14 protein-coding genes and 1 pseudogene are annotated in these 17,264 nt (G+C 63.2%); 6 read left to right on the top strand and 9 right to left on the bottom strand.

Translation table 11 applies throughout. From position 1 onward, the window contains the following. Window positions 1–127: 127 nt before the first annotated feature. The 5 genes and pseudogenes from ABEH27_RS18070 to ABEH27_RS18050 all read right to left on the bottom strand — a co-directional run. Window positions 128–259, bottom strand: a pseudogene (locus ABEH27_RS18070) (polyphosphate kinase 2); the annotation flags it as partial. A 76-nt stretch (window positions 260–335) separates the two neighbouring features. Continuing rightward, window positions 336–605 carry a hypothetical protein gene (locus ABEH27_RS18065; protein WP_346614883.1) on the bottom strand — a complete coding sequence of 90 codons (270 nt, stop codon included), beginning with the start codon at window positions 603–605 and terminating at the stop codon, window positions 336–338. 338 nt (window positions 606–943) lie between these two features. Next, the gene (ppk2, locus tag ABEH27_RS18060) at window positions 944–1,762 is read right to left on the bottom strand and encodes a polyphosphate kinase 2 (protein WP_346614882.1); all 819 of its coding nucleotides are present in this window, start codon (window positions 1,760–1,762) and stop codon (window positions 944–946) included. Window positions 1,763–1,814: 52 nt separating this feature from the next. Further along, window positions 1,815–2,435 carry an isochorismate family cysteine hydrolase YcaC gene (gene ycaC / locus ABEH27_RS18055; RefSeq protein ID WP_346614881.1) on the bottom strand — a complete coding sequence of 207 codons (621 nt, stop codon included), beginning with the start codon at window positions 2,433–2,435 and terminating at the stop codon, window positions 1,815–1,817. Window positions 2,436–2,543: 108 nt separating this feature from the next. Beyond that, window positions 2,544–3,533: a Fic family protein gene (locus ABEH27_RS18050; protein WP_346614880.1), complete on the bottom strand. Its 990-nt coding sequence runs from the start codon at window positions 3,531–3,533 to the stop codon at window positions 2,544–2,546. Window positions 3,534–3,759: 226 nt separating this feature from the next. Here ABEH27_RS18050 and ABEH27_RS18045 point away from each other — a divergent pair, with 226 nt between their 5' ends. The 3 genes from ABEH27_RS18045 to ABEH27_RS18035 all read left to right on the top strand — a co-directional run bounded on the left by ABEH27_RS18045 (window position 3,760) and on the right by ABEH27_RS18035 (window position 7,188). After that, window positions 3,760–4,149, top strand: coding sequence for a nuclear transport factor 2 family protein (locus ABEH27_RS18045; protein WP_346614879.1), 390 nt, complete (start codon window positions 3,760–3,762; stop codon window positions 4,147–4,149). Window positions 4,150–4,241: 92 nt separating this feature from the next. Further along, entirely contained in the window at window positions 4,242–5,744 is a 1,503-nt protein-coding gene (locus tag ABEH27_RS18040) for a cytosine permease (RefSeq protein WP_346614878.1), read from the top strand. A 13-nt stretch (window positions 5,745–5,757) separates the two neighbouring features. Continuing rightward, window positions 5,758–7,188 carry an aldehyde dehydrogenase family protein gene (locus ABEH27_RS18035; protein WP_346614877.1) on the top strand — a complete coding sequence of 477 codons (1,431 nt, stop codon included), beginning with the start codon at window positions 5,758–5,760 and terminating at the stop codon, window positions 7,186–7,188. Between the two features lie 133 nt (window positions 7,189–7,321). Here the strand turns inward: ABEH27_RS18035 and ABEH27_RS18030 are convergent, their stop codons facing one another. The 3 genes from ABEH27_RS18030 to ABEH27_RS18020 are packed head-to-tail and all read right to left on the bottom strand — an operon-like array spanning window position 7,322 to window position 11,486. Beyond that, entirely contained in the window at window positions 7,322–9,721 is a 2,400-nt protein-coding gene (locus tag ABEH27_RS18030) for a DUF3772 domain-containing protein (protein WP_346614876.1), read from the bottom strand. 56 nt (window positions 9,722–9,777) lie between these two features. Beyond that, window positions 9,778–10,830 (bottom strand): bifunctional DNA-binding transcriptional regulator/O6-methylguanine-DNA methyltransferase Ada, encoded by a 1,053-nt coding sequence (gene ada / locus ABEH27_RS18025; protein ID WP_346614875.1) that lies wholly within the window; start codon window positions 10,828–10,830, stop codon window positions 9,778–9,780. A gap of 29 nt (window positions 10,831–10,859) precedes the next feature. Next, entirely contained in the window at window positions 10,860–11,486 is a 627-nt protein-coding gene (locus ABEH27_RS18020; protein ID WP_346614874.1) for a DNA-3-methyladenine glycosylase, read from the bottom strand. Window positions 11,487–11,660: 174 nt separating this feature from the next. Between ABEH27_RS18020 and ABEH27_RS18015 the strand changes: the two genes are divergently transcribed. The 3 genes from ABEH27_RS18015 to ABEH27_RS18005 all read left to right on the top strand — a co-directional run bounded on the left by ABEH27_RS18015 (window position 11,661) and on the right by ABEH27_RS18005 (window position 15,689). Continuing rightward, window positions 11,661–12,176: a sigma-70 family RNA polymerase sigma factor gene (locus ABEH27_RS18015; RefSeq protein ID WP_346614873.1), complete on the top strand. Its 516-nt coding sequence runs from the start codon at window positions 11,661–11,663 to the stop codon at window positions 12,174–12,176. Further along, window positions 12,163–13,119: a FecR domain-containing protein gene (locus ABEH27_RS18010; RefSeq protein WP_346614872.1), complete on the top strand. Its 957-nt coding sequence runs from the start codon at window positions 12,163–12,165 to the stop codon at window positions 13,117–13,119. Before ABEH27_RS18015 ends, ABEH27_RS18010 begins: the two co-directional genes overlap by 14 nt. Before the next feature lie 95 nt (window positions 13,120–13,214). Next, entirely contained in the window at window positions 13,215–15,689 is a 2,475-nt protein-coding gene (locus ABEH27_RS18005; RefSeq protein ID WP_346614871.1) for a TonB-dependent siderophore receptor, read from the top strand. Between the two features lie 113 nt (window positions 15,690–15,802). Here the strand turns inward: ABEH27_RS18005 and ABEH27_RS18000 are convergent, their stop codons facing one another. Then, the gene (locus ABEH27_RS18000; protein ID WP_346614870.1) at window positions 15,803–16,963 is read right to left on the bottom strand and encodes an MFS transporter; all 1,161 of its coding nucleotides are present in this window, start codon (window positions 16,961–16,963) and stop codon (window positions 15,803–15,805) included. Between the last annotated feature and the right edge of the window lie 301 nt (window positions 16,964–17,264).

The following is a 17,264-nucleotide window of genomic DNA, read 5'->3' as shown; positions in this document are numbered from 1 at the left end:
CTGATGCTCATCATCGACAACAGCGAAACGGCAGCGGCGCGCGTAGGATAATTCCCAAGCTAACTTGAACTGAAGCATTTGGTTTCAGGTTAGGAAAGATCCTACGCCTGAAGCGCCAAAACGAGGATCAGAAGCGTTCTTCCACCACTTTGAAGGGATACGCCACCGCCTTGTACTTGCCGATCTTGCCGCGCTTGGGCAGCTTCACCACCTAGTCACGGGTGATGTCCTTGTAAGGCACCCGTGTCAGCAAGTGGCTGAACCCCGCTCCCACATGGGTAGTCGCTAACCTTGCGGCCCGGCTAACGGCTCAAATGCGCCGAGCAACACCTGCCTCAGTGCCAGCTGATATCTCCAGCCTCCCGGGTCAGCACCAATTCGGTCAACGCCCGCCCCATCTGCACGTTGTGTACAGAATTGACCAGCATGCCGATACCCGGCTCGCCGACATTGCCGCAGATGTATTCGTCGAGGGTGTCTTCGATGCCGCGCAGTAGCTGAATCACGTAGAGCAATGCCTCGGCTGAGGGCATGTCGTTGTTGATGGTGTAGAACAAGCGGGAGGTGGTTTTTGCGGTGGGCGGATCAGGTACGAGCTTTTTCATGATGCTTCTCCGAGTTCAGTATACGAAGCCCCCACTCAACTTCCTCTCACAGAAGCAGGGTGGCAGCCGGACGTGGGGTGAGAGACCGGCGAACATCGGAATTCCGGCCAGGCAAACGCCTGCCCACGAACGGCTGCCATAGCACTGGCACGATGTATCACCGGGCTCTCACACCCGATCGTCAAACCATGACGACCCGGGGAAATTAGCCCTGATGCTCATCATCGACAACAGCGAAACGGCAGCGGCGCGGGTAGGATAATTCCCAAGCTAACTTGAACTGAAGCATTTGGTTTCAGGTTAGGAAAGATCCTACGCCTGAAGCGCCTAAACGAGGATCAGAAGCGTTCTTCCACCACTTTGAAGGGATACGCCACCGCCTTGTACTTGCCGATCTTGCCGCGCTTGGGCAGCTTCACCACCTGGTCACGGGTGATGTCCTTGTAAGGCACCCGTGTCAGCAAGTGGCTGATGATGTTCAGCCGCGCGCGGCGCTTGTCGTTGGAGTGGGCCAGGAACCACGGTGCCCAGGACGAATCCGAAGCGGTGAACATCTCGTCACGTGCGCGGGTGTATTCGTCCCAGCGGGTATAGGACTTCAGGTCCATGGGCGAGAGCTTCCACAGTTTGCGGCCGTCACTGATGCGGTCCTGCAGGCGGCGGGTCTGTTCGTCGGCGCTGACTTCCAGCCAGTACTTGATGAGGATGATCCCCGACTCGACCATCAATTTTTCCAGCAACGGCACCACGGTGAGGAATTTGCTGGCCTGCTCTTCGGTGCAAAAACCCATCACCCGCTCGACACCGGCGCGGTTGTACCAACTGCGGTCGAAGATCACCACTTCACCAGCTGCCGGCAGGTGGTTGAGGTACCGTTGGGCGTACATCTGGGTTTTTTCCCGCTCGGTCGGCGCTGGCAGCGCCACCACGCGGAATACCCGGGGGCTCACCCGCTCGGTAATGGCCTTGATGGTGCCACCCTTGCCAGCACCATCACGACCCTCGAACACGATGCACACCTTCAGGCCCTTGGCCACGACCCATTCCTGCAGCTTCACCAGTTCGACATGCAGGCTTTTCAGTTGCTTCTCGTAGGCCTTGCCGCCCAGTTTCTCCGTGGGTGCTTGCAGGTCTTTCTTGCGGGAGGACTTGGCCATTGGCAGGTTCCTGAAGGCGGCTGAACAGTCAGTATGGTTCAAACCTGACGGTTCACTTCGCCAGCTTGTCGTAGCTGGTCATCAGGTTGCGGTAGTCCGGGATGTGGTTGGAGAACAAGGTCCCCAGCCCTTCGACATCATTGCGCCAGTCGCGGTGCAGCTCACAGGCCACGCCGAACCAGGTCATCAGTTGCGCCCCCGCTGCCTCCATGCGCCGCCAGGCGGAATCGCGGGTCAGCTCGTTGAACGTACCGGATGCATCGCTGACCACGAACACCTCGAAGCCCTCCTCCAGCGCCGACAACGCCGGGAAGGCCACGCAGACTTCAGTGACCACGCCGGCGATCAACAGCTGCTTCTTGCCGGTGGCCTTCACCGCCTTGACGAAATCTTCGTTGTCCCAGGCGTTGATGTTGCCAGGGCGGGCGATGTACGGGGCGTCGGGGAACAGCGCTTTGAGTTCTGGCACCAGCGGGCCATTGGGGCCGGTTTCGAAGCTGGTGGTGAGGATAGTCGGCAACTTGAAGTACTTGGCCAGGTCGGCGAGGGCCAGCACGTTGTTCTTGAAGCGGTCGGGGTCGATATCGCGGACCAGTGACAGCAAGCCAGCCTGGTGATCGACCAGCAGCACTGCGGCGTTGTTCTTGTCCAGACGTTTATATTGGAAGGCCATGACAAATCTCCTTGCGAACGCAGGTTGGGAGTTTCAGCGTAGGCAAGGATTGAGGTTGGGATCTGCCGTCAGTCGGCGAAGGCCTGGATGATCACATCCCACCGCATGTCAATTACGCACTCGTCGGTACTGCTGGGTCGGACTGCGCGGTGAATCTGGCTCTGTCATTTCGATCAGCCCTGCAGCCAAGGCAGGTTTCAGATAACTTTTGCTAAACGTGGGGCGGTGAGAAAGCCCTAGACGCTGCATCAGCTCATTGCTTTTCAACGCGGAACCCGGCGGAAGGATACTCAAAAGGCTAGCTACTTGATCGGTTACTTGATCGGTTACTTGATCGGTAGCACTGGCTTCAACAAGCGCCTGCAGGAGAGCACTCAGCATGAACTCGGCAAACGGTGTTGCCTCAGCTGCCTGATCAGAAGCTGCAAGCGCTGCGTAATAGGCTTCCTGTTGCTCACGGATAACAGTTTCCACCGGCATGAATGCCATAACAGGGCGCCAGCGACTTAGCAGGAGTGTCTGCCATAACCTCCCCATCCGACCGTTACCGTCAGCGAACGGATGGATGAATTCAAATTCGTAGTGAAAGACGCAGCTTACAATCAGAGGATGCCACTCACTGCGGGCCAGCCAATGCAGAAGGTCTTGTACCAGCGTTGCAACCCGGCTGGCGGGTGGGGCCATGTGCAGCAGCTTTGCCTCACGGTAGATACCCACGCCACTCTCGCGGAAGTGGCCTGCATCATCAATCAGCCCCTGCATCAGTAAACCGTGCGCAGTCAGCAAATCGGATTGACGATCCGGCTGCCAGGTCGGCATCGCATCGTAAGCAGAGAAGGCGTTGCGGACTTCCTGGATCTCGCGTGGCAAACCCATTACTCGCTTGCCATCCAATAGCGCGGTCACCTGCTCGACGGTAAGGGTATTGTTTTCAATAGCAAGCGATGCCTGGATGGTCCGTATACGGTTACCTCGGCGCAGTTGGGGTGTGAAGGTATCTTCCCGATAAGCCGTCAGGTGCCCCACGCACTCACTGATCTCGGCGACCAGTGCCAATATTCGCGGCGTTACTGTCAGCGGCGGCTGATAATTGCTCATCGCCTGTATTTCCCTTGAATTCAAAAGACCTGAAGAGGGCTGCATTGCCACCCAAAGGCCACACGCAATTGCCTTCACCTTATCCACTGCTATGGCATGGGTAAAGCAAGCGGGACTGTTGGTTCACGAATTTCTAAACTAATTATTTCCCCCCAGCGATTTTTCCCCCCGCCCCTCCCCACCAGAATCGCTTCACCACAATCACAATAACCGTGAGGCCACTCCCGTGGACCAGACACTCCAGGTACGGCAGGCTGCCGCCGACCTCGTCGCCGCCTTTGCCAGCAACGACACCGCCCGCTACTTCGCTTGTTTCAGCGAGGACGCCACCTTCCTCTTTCACACTCTGCCGCAACCGTTGCTGTCGCGCCGTGCCTATGAAGACCTCTGGGCTCAATGGCAGGCCGAGGGTTTTGCGGTGCTGGGCTGCGTGTCGAGCAACGTGCAGGTGAGCCTGCAGGGAGAAGTGGCGATCTTCATGCACGATGTGGCCACGCACATCCGCATCGCCGGCGAAGAACACCAACTGGCCGAACGCGAGACCATCGTGTTCCGCCGTCAGGGTGAACGCTGGCTGGCGTGCCACGAGCACCTGTCGGTGGTCACCGCAGCCTGATCCACCCCTTACGCGGCCCTGCCGCCCTGCCATCGCACCCACAAGAGGGCCGCGCCCCGCGCCGGCCTACAACAACGCGCTGGAGCATCACCATGAGCCACTCGACCGGTATCGAGACCAATGGCGTCGAACAGATCCCTGACGATCAACGCGACGCCGCCCCGCTGGACCTGTTCCGCCTCATTTTTGGCGGTGCCAACACCTTCGCCACCGCCGTGCTGGGCAGCTTCCCAGTGTTGTTCGGCCTGTCGTTCCAGGCCGGGGTCTGGGCGATTCTGCTAGGGGTCGGCGTGGGCGCGCTGATCCTCGCACCCATGGGCCTGTTCGGTGCGCTCAACGGCACCAACAATGCGGTGTCGTCAGGCGCGCACTTCGGCGTGCATGGGCGCATCGTCGGCTCGTTCCTGTCGCTGCTGACCGCCGTGGCATTCTTCTCGCTGTCGGTATGGAGCTCGGGCGATGCCCTGGTCGGCGGCGCCAAGCGCCTGGCCGGCCTGCCGGAAACCGACCTGACCCTGGGCCTGGCCTACGGCCTGTTCGCCATCCTGGTATTGGTGGTGTGCATCTTCGGCTTCCGCTTCATGCTGTGGGTGAACAAGATTGCCGTATGGGCGTCGAGCCTGCTGTTCCTGCTGGGCATCGTCGCCTTCGCAGGGCCCTTCGATGCGGGCTACGCCGGTAGCGTCAACCTCGGGCAGGCCGGCTTCTGGGCCGCATTTGTAGGCGCTGCGATCCTGGCCATGAGCAACCCGGTATCGTTCGGTGCCTTCCTTGGCGACTGGTCGCGCTACATCCCGCGGCAAACGCCGAAGGCGCGCATCATGCTGGCGGTGATCGCCGCACAGGCCGGCACGCTGATCCCGTTCCTGTTCGGCCTGTGCACCGCTACGCTGGTGGCCACCCAGGCACCGGACTACATCGCCGCCAACAACTACGTGGGTGGTTTGCTGGCTGTTGCGCCAAGCTGGTTCTTCCTGCCGGTGTGCCTGATTGCGGTGATTGGCGGCATGTCCACCGGCACCACGGCGCTGTATGGCACGGGCCTGGACATGTCCAGCGTGTTCCCGCGCCTGCTCAGCCGCGCCGGCGCCACCCTGCTGATCGGCGTGCTGGCCATTGCCTTCATCTTCATCGGCCGCTTCACCTTCAACCTGGTGCAGAGCGTGTCGACCTTCGCCGTGCTGATCATCACCTGCACAAGCCCTTGGATGGTGATCATGATCCTCGGCCTGATTACCCGCCGCGGCTTCTACCATGCTGACGACCTGCAGGTGTTCACCCGCGGCCAACGTGGTGGGCACTACTGGTTCCTGCACGGCTGGAACTGGCGCGGCATGGGCGCGTGGATCCCCAGCGCGGCCGTCGGCCTGTGCTTCGTCAACCTGCCGGGGCAGTTCGTCGGCCCGCTGGGTGACCTGGCCAGCGGTATCGACCTGAGCCTGCCAGTCACCTTGGGCCTGGCCGGCGTGCTCTACCTGCTGCTGCTCAACCTGTTCCCTGAACCTGCTGGCGTGTATGGCCCCAATGGCCCGCGCTGGGTGCGCTGCAAAAGCACCCCGCACACGCCGGTGCTGACCACTGCCGAAATGGCCTGACTGGATACCGACCATGACCACTTCCCACTACATCGCCGGCCGCTGGGTCGAAGGCCAGGGCAGCGACTGCATCAGCGTCACCGACCCTGCGCTGGGCCTGCCCTTCGCCGAACTGATGGCTGCCAGCGTTGCCCAGGTTGACCAGGCCGTTGCTGCAGCGCGTAAAGCCCTGCCCGCCTGGAAGCACACCAGCGCCAGCGACCGTGCAGCCTACCTGCGCGGCTTTGCCGAGCAGCTCGGGCAGCGCCGTGAAGCGTTGATTGCCCTGCAGATGCGCAACAACGGCAAGCCGCGCCACGAGGCCGAAATCGACCTGGACGATGCGATTGCCACATTCAGCTACTACGCCGACCTGGCCGAGCAACTGCCGTCGAAAAACCGCGACGTCCCCCTGGCTGCGCCCGGGTTCACTGCGCGCACCCGCCTGGAACCGGTGGGCGTGGTCGGCCTGATCGTGCCGTGGAACTTCCCGCTGGTGACCAGCGCCTGGAAGCTCGCCCCGGCCCTGGCCGCTGGCTGCACGGTGGTGCTCAAACCGTCGGAGGTCACCCCGCTGATCGAGCAGGCTTACGGCCAGATCGCCGACACCCTCGGCCTGCCCGCCGGCGTGCTGAACATCGTCAACGGCAAGGCCGAAACCGGCGCGGCGCTAAGCAACCACGCAGGCCTCGACAAGCTGTCGTTCACTGGCAGCAACAGTGTCGGCAGCCAGGTGATGCGCAGTGCTTCGGCACAGTGCCGGCCGGTGACGCTGGAGCTGGGCGGCAAGTCGGCGATCGTGGTGTTCGACGATTGCGATGTCGACCAGGCAGTGGAATGGATTGTCGCCGGCATCACCTGGAATGCCGGGCAGATGTGCTCGGCCACCTCGCGCCTGCTGGTGCAGGATGGCATCGCCGATACCCTGCTGGCGCGCCTGCAGCAAGCCTTGGAGAAGCTGCGGGTTGGCAACCCGCTGGCTGAAGAAGTGGACATGGGCCCGCTGACCAGCCAGGCACAGTGGTTGAAAGTTGCCAGCTACTTCGCGACGGCACGCGAAGAGGGCCTGCAATGCCTGACGGGCGGGCATGCGCTGGACCGTGAGGGTTGGTTCGTGAGCCCCACGCTGTATGCCGACGTGCCTGTGGACAGCCGCCTGTGGACGGAGGAGATCTTTGGCCCCGTGCTGTGCGCACGCCGCTTCTCGACCGAAGCACAGGCGATTGCCGAGGCCAATGACAGCCGTTTCGGCCTGGTTGCCACCGTCTGTTCGGCCGACCTGGAACGCGCCGAGCGTGTGGCCGATGCGCTGGAAGTCGGGCATGTGTGGATCAACTCGGTGCAGGCGGTGTTCGTCGAGACGTCGTGGGGCGGGACCAAGGGCAGCGGGATCGGTCGCGAGCTCGGGCCTTGGGGGTTGTCAGGTTATCTTTCGGTGAAGCACGTCACCCGGTGCCTGGGCTGATACCAACAGGGGCCGCTGCGCGGCCCAATCGCCGGCAAGCCGGCTCCCACAAAGTTTTGCGCAGCCGCTGAAGGCGGCGAGGCCCTGTGGGAGCGGGCTTGCCCCGCGAATGGGCCGCACAGCGGCCCCTGATTCACGCCGGCTCGTCCGCCGGGCGCGAGCCTTCCTGCAGCAGCACCATGCTCTGTGGCGAGGACAGCGGAATATTCTCATCTCGCAAGCGGCCGAGGATAGTGAACAGCAGATCGCTGCGGGCACCCGACACCTGCCGCGGCCCAGCCACATAACCACTGACGCTGATCACCATGCCACTGGTCGTCAGGTCCTTGAACGTCACCGAAGGCGTTGGCGCATCCAGGATCGCCTCGTGCTCGTGATAGGCCGCCAGCAACAGCTCGCGCACCTGGTTGGCATCCGTCTCCAGCGGCAGGGTCAGGGTGATGCCCACCACGCCCAGCGCATTGCCCATGGTCACGTTACGCACGTTCTGCGAGATGAACTGCGAGTTGGGCACGATCACCGTGGAGCGGTCGGACATCTGGATCTCGGTGGCGCGCACGTTGATCCGGCGAATGTCACCCTCGACACCGGCCAGGCTCACCCAGTCACCCACCTTGACCGGGCGCTCGGTGAGCAGGATCAGGCCGGAAATGAAGTTCTGCACGATCTGCTGCAGGCCGAAACCGATACCGACCGACAACGCACTGACCACCCAGGTCAGGCTGGTGAGGTTGATGTGCAGTGTCGACATCACCAGCATGGCCAGGAACAGGAAGCCCAGGTAGCCGACCAGCGTCACCAGCGAAGCACGCATGCCGGCGTCCATGTCGGTTTCCGGCAGCAGGCGCTCGCTCAACCAACGCTTGAGCACGCGAATGCCGAGCATGCCGCCGAATAGCATCCCCACTGCCAGCAGAATGTCGCCAGGCACGATGTTCAAGTTGCCGAGCATCTTGCCACCGGTGCCATCCCAGTCACCCAGGCTCAGCAGCAGCTCGCCCGGGCTGGTGCCCGATGGCATCAACGCCAGCATCACGGCCAGGAACAGCAGGAACGTGCGGCCGATACCGGTCAGGATGGTACTGGCCTGCGCCTGATGGCGTGGCGCCAGGCCCAATGTCGAGGCCAGCGCCAGGCCGCCGGGTTGGCGCGGCGACAGCAGGGTTTCGAACAGGTCACCGATAAAGGTGGTCAGCAGGTAGGCACAGGTGGCGACCACGCTGATCCACAGCAGCTTGGCGGTGAGGAAGTAGGCCAGGGTCAGGTAACCGGCCAGCAGTGTCAGCACGATCAGGCCAACCCACACCACGATCACGAAAGGGATCAGCCCGGCCACGCCGGTCGGGCGCTCCAGTTCATGCTTGCGCAAGGTGCGGCGGTAGCGGACGAGCGCGGTCGTGAAGATTGCCGCCACCACCAGCGCAGTCAGGCCGTTGGTCGCCACCGTCAGCGCCAGGCTGGTGCCGATCACGCTGTTGATGCGCTCCATGGTCAACATCACCATCAGCGCCAGCGCCAGCAACTTGGGGAACCAGCCCAGCGCGCTGGCCACTTCGTCATGGATCGGCGGCAGGCGCCAGGACGGGCGCTGCAGCATCAACATGGCGCGGCCCAGGCCGGTGATGAAGGCACTGAACACCACCAGGGTGAGGAAGTGGTTGGTCAGGCTGGCAATGTCGGAACCCAACTCGGCGCTGCTCTGCAGGCCCCAGCGCAGCAGCGACACGGAACCGGCGATGGTGCCCAGGGTGGCCAGGCTTACGCTCAGGGCCAGTGCGCTGCGGCGCAGGCGACCTTCGGGCAGCCAGCGGATCATGGCATCGGCAAGCAGGCGCTCGAAGAGCAGGCGCACCAGTGTCCAGACCAGAATCGCCGCCACCAGGCTGCTGATGAAGAACCAGCGGTGCTCAGGGCTCAAGGCGCTGGCCAGGGCATCGCCTGCCTCGCCACGCAGGTCGCGCAGGCGCATCACGTCATCTTCGGTCGGGCGTATCAACGACTGCCAGAACGCGGGGGTCAGCGGGCTGGTTGCGCGGCTGGTGACCTGCGAGTTGAACTGGCTGCGGCGCAAGTTGACGATCTGCGTGGACAAGTCGCGGGCTGACTGGGTCAGCTTGGTGGCCTGGTCCTGTTCGGCAACCAAGGCCTTCTTCTGCGCCTCGAGATCCTTGCGTTGCAGGGTGAGGCTTGCGGCTTCATCAGGCTGCGGCGGGCCGATGACTTTCAGCTGGTCATCGATTTTTTGCACATCACCCGTGCGCACCGTACTCAACGCGTCGGCTTGGCGTTGTACCTGCACGGCGGCCATGCGTAGCTGCGAGAGCACGTCATCATTGGCGTTGCTGGTGACCCCCTGACGAATCTGATCGAGCCGATCGCTCAGCTGCTCGATGCTGGCATTCTCATCAAGCGCCGGCAGCTCGCCAGCGGCCAGGTTGGACACTGGCGTGGCGGCCGACCAGGCTGGGGCAGCGAGCGCCAGCATCAGGGCCATGACACCCAGGCAATAACGGGCAAGGCTTACACGCCTCATCGAACATTCCTCTATGCAACTCGATTTGGCGGTGGATTCTACGCGGCTTATGGCAATCAGGAGAGTGCCGTCTCTCGCGCCAATAGCTGTTGTTTTCGCTCCACCCCCCACCGGTAGCCACTGATGTCGCCGTCCCGGCGCACGATTCGGTGGCAGGGGATGGCCACGGCGATGCGGTTGGCCGCGCACGCCATGGCCACGGCACGTACCGCTTTGGGTGCGCCGATGCGTTCGGCGATTTCGGTGTAGCTGGCCCGGCTGCCCAACGGCACCTCGCGCAGGGCTTGCCAGACCCGCTCCTGGAAGGCGGTGCCCTGCACGTCCAGCGGCAGGTCCAGGCCCAAGGCGGGGGCTTCGATAAACCCCACCACTTCGGCGACCACGCGTTCGTAGTCGGCATCACCGCCGATCAGCCGGGCCTTGGGGAACTGGTCCTGCAATTGCTCGAGCAACGCTTCAGGGGCCTCGCCCAACAGAATCGCGCAGATGCCCTTCTCGCTCTGCGCCACCAGGATTGCGCCGAGTGAACATTGGCCAACGGCAAAGTGAATCGTCGCGCCGTTGCCACCTGCGCGATACTGCCGCGGGCGCATGCCCAACCGCTGGTCGGCACTTTCGTAGAAACGGCTGCTGGAGTTGTAGCCCGCGTCGTAGATGGCGTCGGTCACAGAACACTGCCCATCGTTCAGGCTTTCACGCAGGCGCTGGGCGCGGAACGCCGAGGCATAGGCTTTGGGCGTGAGGCCCGTTTCGTCCTTGAACATGCGGTGCAGGTGAAACGGGCTAACGGCCAGTTGCGTGCCGAGCTGGTTCAGGCTGGGTGGGTTGTCGCTGGTTTCCAGTAGACGACAGGCGCGGGCCACGAGATCGGAGCGGCGGTTGGCCGCAGGTTTGGCCTGGCAACGGCGGCACGCGCGATACCCGGCGGCTTCTGCGGCGCTGGCATCAGCGAAGAACTCGACATTCTCGCGTTTGGCCATGCGTGACTTGCAGCCCGGCTGGCAGTACACACCCGTGGTGCGTACGGCGTAGACGAAATGCTTGGCGGCGCTGGGGTCGCGGGTTTGTACGGCTTGCCAGCGTTGGTCGTCGGTTGTGAAAGCGTTCATCACGCTATGCCTCGTGAAGTCATGAAACATCAAGCCCGCCACAGGTACCAGGCTGCCACTGTCCGATGCGGGCTCCATGGGCCACCCAGCGACCGCATCTGCGCCGGCGTCGGCGCCTTTTCCAAGCCCTTGAGCCGACGATACCCCTCGCGCACGCCAAAATCGTCCACCGGCAAGATATCCATGCGCTCCAGGCTGTAGATCAACAGCATTTCCACGGTCCAGCGGCCCACGCCGCGCAACGCGACCAAGCGTTCGATCAAGGCATCGTCAGGCATGCCCAATGCCTCAGCGCGGCCAGGCACCGCACCGTCCAGCGTGGCTTGGGCAATGCCTTGGACAGCGGCCAGCTTGCTCGCTGAAAACCCGCAGGCGCGCATGGTTTCCGGCGCCACCGCCAACAACTGCTGCGGTGCGGGGAATGGTGAGTCCGGAAACAACGCCAGCATTCGCCCCAGAATCGCTTCGGCAGCACGCGCATGCAACTGCTGATAGGCAATCGCCCGCACCAGCGCCTCATAGGGCTCGCGCCCGGGTGTGGCGCGGTGCAGGCACGGCCCGATGGCAGCGATATGCCGCGCCCAGTCCGGGTCCAGCGCAGCCAGGTAATCGCTGGCGTCGCGGTAGGCATCAGGGGAGAGGTCGGCAAGGATCATCCAGGGCTCCAGCGGGTTCAGGGCTGGTCCAGCTTAGCCCAGCCGCACATCGGGTAAACGCCGGATCTTGCGCAGCTAATTCCTGGCATACCATTGCTCCGCGCCACTGTCCCCGCATAGAATTGAGAACCATTAACAGTCGTACACGTTTCTCGGGGTCAGGCCTTCGCTACGATGCAGATCAACGACACGCTCAAACCGGCCGAGGTCGCCCTGCTCTACCAGTCCCATAACGCGTGGCTTCGCGGCTGGCTGCGTAGCCGGGTTGGTTGCCAGGAACACGCCGCCGACCTGGCGCAAGATACCTTCGTGCGCCTGCTGCGCGCACGCCAGGTATCGCCGCTGCGCGAACCCCGCGCCTACCTGAGCAGCATCGCCCGCGGCCTGATGATCGACCAGTTCCGCCGCCATGCCCTGGAACGCGCCTACCAGGAAAGCCTGGCTCATCTGCCCGAAGGGGAAGTGCCCAGTGAGGAACACCGCCTGGTGATTCTCGATTCGCTCGAACGCCTCGACCGCGCCCTGCACCAGCTCAAACCACGCGCTCGCCAGGCCTTTCTGCTGGCCCAGCTCGATGGCTTGAGCATCCCGCAGATCGCCCTGCGCCTCGAAGTGTCGCGTGCCACCGTCGAACGTGACTTGGCCAAAGCCTTGGGCGTTTGCTATCGGTTGCGTTATGCCGAGCTCTGATCGCGCACCCGCACAGGCGCAAGTCGACCAAGCCATCGAGTGGTTGGTGAAACTGCGCTTCGATACCCCGAGCCCGGCAACCGAACAGCAGTTTCAGCAATGGCTGGTCCGCCACCCGCTCAATGCCCAAGCGTGGCAAAGGGTGAGCAACCTCAGTGACGAACTGGCCGGGCTGCCCACCGAACTGAGCCGTCGCACCCTCAATGGCACCCAGCGCCAGCGCATCAACCGCCGTGACCACCTCAAGCTGTTGGCGGTGCTGGCGGTTGGCGGCGGCCTCGGCTGGGCCATGCGCGAACCTTTGGGCCTGCCGGCACTGATGGCCGACAGCAGCACCGGCACCGGCGAACGCCGCCGGTTACAGGGCAGCGATGGCAGCCAGATCCAGCTCAACACAGCCACCGCCATCGACCTGCGCTTCAGCGCCGAGCAACGCGAGCTGATCCTGCTGCGCGGCGAAGTCAGCCTGGCCAGCAACCCCGGCGACAACCGACCATTCCGTATCACCACCGGTGTCGGTGCACTCGGCACCCATGACGCCCAACTGCTGCTACGTGAGAACGACCAGGGCCTGCTGCTGGCTGTGCGCAGTGGAGAAGCCACGCTGTTCCCCTCCTCCGCTTCGCCGCGCCTGGTACACGCGGGCGAAACCCTGCAAGTTTCGCCGAGCGGGCAATACCAGCCCGCCACGCTGCATGGCGACCCGTGGGGCTGGACCGATGGCGTGCTGAGCGTGCAGCAGATGCCACTTGCCGAGTTCTGCACAGAGCTTGCGCGCTACCGCCCGGGCTTGTTGCGCTGCGCGCCAGAGGTAGCCGAATTGAAGGTCTCCGGCACCTACCAGCTTGGCGACACGGAACAGATCCTGCGATTGCTCGCCCGCAGCCTGCCGGTGCGTATCGATTACCGCACACGCTATTGGGTCAGCATCGGCGCTGCCTGATTATTTTCAAAAAAGAATGAGGTGGAATCTCATTCTCGTGCGGCCTGAAGGAACAAAGCCCGAAAAGTGGTCCAAGAAACCTTCAGGAGCGGTCAATGATTCACCCGTGTCTCCCCCGCAACGACAGGCTGCGCCATGCCGTGCGCGGCGCCGTGCTAGGCCTTGGCCTGGCCAGTGCCTTCACCCTGCCCGCGCACGTGCAAGCCGCGCCCGCCAGCCAGAACCTGCAAATCGACTGGAACATCCCGGGCGGCCCATTGGCACCAGCGCTGGACCAATTTGCCCGGCAAGGCGGCTTGAACCTGTCGTACGACGCGAACAGCCTGCAAGGCAAGACCACCCAAGGCGTACAGGGCCGCCACGAGGCTGCCCGGGCGCTGGCCATCCTGCTGCAGGGCAGCGCCGTGCAGGTGCAACAGGAGGGCCCCAGCAGCTTTTTACTGATCCCGGCAATGGACGCTGGCGGTGCTCTGGAGCTGGGCGCTACCAGCATTTCCAGCAATAGCCTGGGCGAGACCACCGAGCACAGTGGGTCATACACCACTGGCGCAGTGACCATCGGCAAGACCGCGCAAAGCATCCGCCGCACCCCGCAGTCGGTAACGGTGGTCACCCGCCAGCGCATCGACGACCAGAACATCACCAACCTCACCAACCTGCTGGAGCAAACCCCCGGCGTGGTGGTGAACCTGACCGACAGCGAACGCGTGCAGTACTACTCGCGCGGCTACGCGATCGATGCCATCCAGTACGACGGCGCCACCGTGGTGCAAGGCAGCGGCGGTGGCTCGTTCATCCAGAGCGATTCGGCAATCATCGACCGTGCCGAAATCCTGCGCGGCGCCACCGGCATGATCCGTGGCGCGGGCAACCCCTCCGGCACCGTCAACCTGGTGCGCAAGCGCCCCACCCACGAATTTCAGGGCGAAGGCAGTGTCACCCTCGGTTCCTGGGATGCCCAGCGCTATGTCGCCGACATCTCCGGCCCGCTGACCGAAACCGGCAACGTGCGTGGCCGGGTGATCGCTGTGCATGATGACAAGGACCACTTCCAGGATTCTCGCCAGGAACGCAAAGAGGTGTTCTACGGTGTGCTGGCTTTCGACCTGACCGACAGCACCACCCTGACCACCGGCCTGGAATGGACCAAGCTCGATGCCACCGGCGCCTGGGGCAACCTGCCCGCGGACTATGATGGCTCGCCCCTGCCGTTGGGTCGCAGCACCTACCTGGGCGCCGACTGGAACCGTTGGGATCGCAGCAACCTGCAGACCTTCGCCGAGCTCGAGCACCGTTTCGCCAACGACTGGAAGCTCAAGCTGATGGCCCAGCGCACGCACTTCGAGCTGGACGACAACGGCTTCAAGCAGACGTACTTCACCCGCGCCAGCGGCGCCGCCAACCCCGGCAACAACCCTTACCTGATGAACTACCAGGTTACCGAGGGCGATGGCGGTGAGAGCCTGCAGAACAACCTCAGCGCCACCCTCAATGGCCCGTTCGACCTGCTGGGCCGTACCCATGACCTGATGCTCGGCGTAGAGCGCATCCGTAATGATTCCTACGCCTCGGCGACCAACTTCGTATCCTCGGGCGTATTCGACATCCGCGAATGGGACCCCAAGACCAGCCTGGCCGAACCGGACATCAACATCACGGCACACCCGGTGCGTACCCGCACCACTCAGGAAGCGGCCTACGCCACCTGGCGCATTTCCCTGGCCGACCCGCTGACCGCGATCATCGGCGCACGTGCCAACTGGTACGACTACGAGCAGGAAAACAACACCAAGTCGAACGGCACCTTCAGCGTCGACAACAAGATCGTGCCGTACGCAGCGCTGATCTACGACCTCAATGACAACTTCAGCACCTACGCCAGCTATACCGAAATCTTCAACCCGCAGACGGCCACCGACGTCAGCGGCTCGGTCCTGGAGCCGACCACCGGCGAGGCGTATGAGACCGGCATCAAGGGCGAGTTCTACGAGGGGCGGCTGAACACCTCGCTGGCGTTCTTTCGCATCTACCAGGTTGGCAACGCCCTGGATGACGTGAGCGGGCCCAACCCTTGCCTGCCCAACTACACCTCGGGCTATTGCAAAGTGGCCGCCGGCAAGAACCGCAGCCAGGGCTTCGAACTGGAGATTTCCGGCGAAGTGCTGCCAGGCTGGAACGTGAGCGGTGGCTACACCTACAACACCACCGAATACCTCAAGGACACCACCAGCAACACCGGCAACGCCATCCGCACCACCGACCCCAAGCGCATGCTGCGGCTGTTTACCAGCTATCGCCTGCCTGGCGAGCTGCAGGCCTGGACCGTGGGTGGCGGTGTGCAGGCGCAGAGCGACATCTATAACCGCAGTGGCAACGTCGAGGCGTCGCAGTCGGGGTATGCGGTGTACAACGCGATGGTCAACTACCGCTTCAACGACCATTACTCGTTGCAGCTCAATGCCAACAACATCTTCGACAAGAAGTACTACCGCCAGGTGGCGCCAACGCCGACCGGTTATTACTGGGGTGATCCGCGCAATGTGTCGGTGACCTTGCGCGGGAGCTTTTGACTTAGGCTGACAACTCCGGCCCTATCGCCGGCAAGCCGGCTCCTACAGAATGGTGGTTTGACTGTGGGAGCCGGCTTGCCGGCGATAGGGCCAGCACTGCCAGCAGCAGAATTTCAGTCTGCCACGGCCCGCAACTTCCCCGCGCGCCGATACGACTGCCGCGCAAAACACACAAACAGCCCGGCCATGATCGCCAGCGCCATCGGCAACCCATGCGGCGCCACGTCCATCGCCGCGCCGCTGACCAGCGGCCCGACCAGGCTGCCCACGCCCCACAGCAAGCCCACGCTGGCATTGGCCGTGACCAGGTCCTGGCCCTTGAAGCGCTGGCCGATCAACACCAGCGCCAGGGTGTAGATCCCCCCCGCCACCGCGCCCAACACCACCAGCAACGGCCACAGCAGCCAGGTCATCTGCAACAGCCACGGCAAGGCAATACCAATCGCCATCGCCACCAGCCCGCAGACCAGGTGCAGCCCGGTCCGCTCGACCCGGTCGGCCAGCCAACCCAGCGGCAGCTGGAAGACCATGTCGCCGGCGAACACCACCGTCACCATCAGCGCCGCGACACCTACTGCAAAGCCATGGCTGGTGGCGTACACCGGCAGCAGCGACAGCACCACGGCATCGAAGAACGAGAAGAACAGCACTGCCACGCACAACGCCGGCGCCACGCGGAAGAAGCCCGCCAGGCCGAAGCTTTTCTCGCCTTCTTCGCCGTGCTCCACGTGGTCGTTGGGTACCGTGAACAGGATGCACAGCAGCGCCAGGCCACAGCAAAAGGTCACCACACCGGTGATCCACGGGCTGTTGGCGCCGATCACCGCGAGCATTGCCGGGCCCAGTACCTGAAAGCCGGTGAAGCTGGTGGCATACAGCGCCATGATCTTGCCGCGGTTGTGGTCAGGACACAGCTCGTTGACCCACGACTCGCCAAGGATGATCGCGATGCCCATGCCGATACCCAGGCCCAGGCGCAGCGCGGCCAGCAGCCAGATCGAGCCGAACGCTGATTCGAGTAACGCGATGCTGACGGTGCACAGGCTGAAGCTGAGGAGGTAGATGGTGCGGCGGGTCAGGTGGCGGCAACAGGCGTCGACCATGAATGCCGAAAGCATCATGCCCGCAGCGGGAATGGCCGAGATGATACCGATCTGCAAGGTGCCGGCACCGGCCTCATGCAAACGCAACGACACCAGCGGCAGGCTGGCCCCCAGGCTGAAGCCGACCACCGACACGGCGAACAGAAGGCCCGCCAGCAAACGCATGTTCATGTACCACTCCTAGCAAACTGAAAAGACGCGCAGATACAGGCGCCCACGCGCACGCCGGAAGGCGGCGACGCAAAGGCGCAGGTCAGTTCAGAACGAGGTGTGGCGAAAAGGTGAACGCAAACAGCACGCTGCGGCGACGCTTGAGCACCGTATCGCTCGGCCACGCACGACGCATGGCCTGCAAAGCAGGCTGGCGAGCGTGTGGGAGGGACTGGTTACGGCGCATTGCTTTGGCTACTACGCAGGTGGATGAGAAGAGGCGGCACTCTAGGCCAAGCCAGCTTGAGCCGTCAATTGCCAG

Origin of the sequence: Pseudomonas sp. P39-UII1 (assembly GCF_039672635.1) — a bacterium.
Classification (GTDB): Bacteria; Pseudomonadota; Gammaproteobacteria; order Pseudomonadales; family Pseudomonadaceae; genus Aquipseudomonas.
Note: the sequence above shows the minus strand (reverse complement) of the source record. Positions and strands in the feature narration are given on the sequence as shown.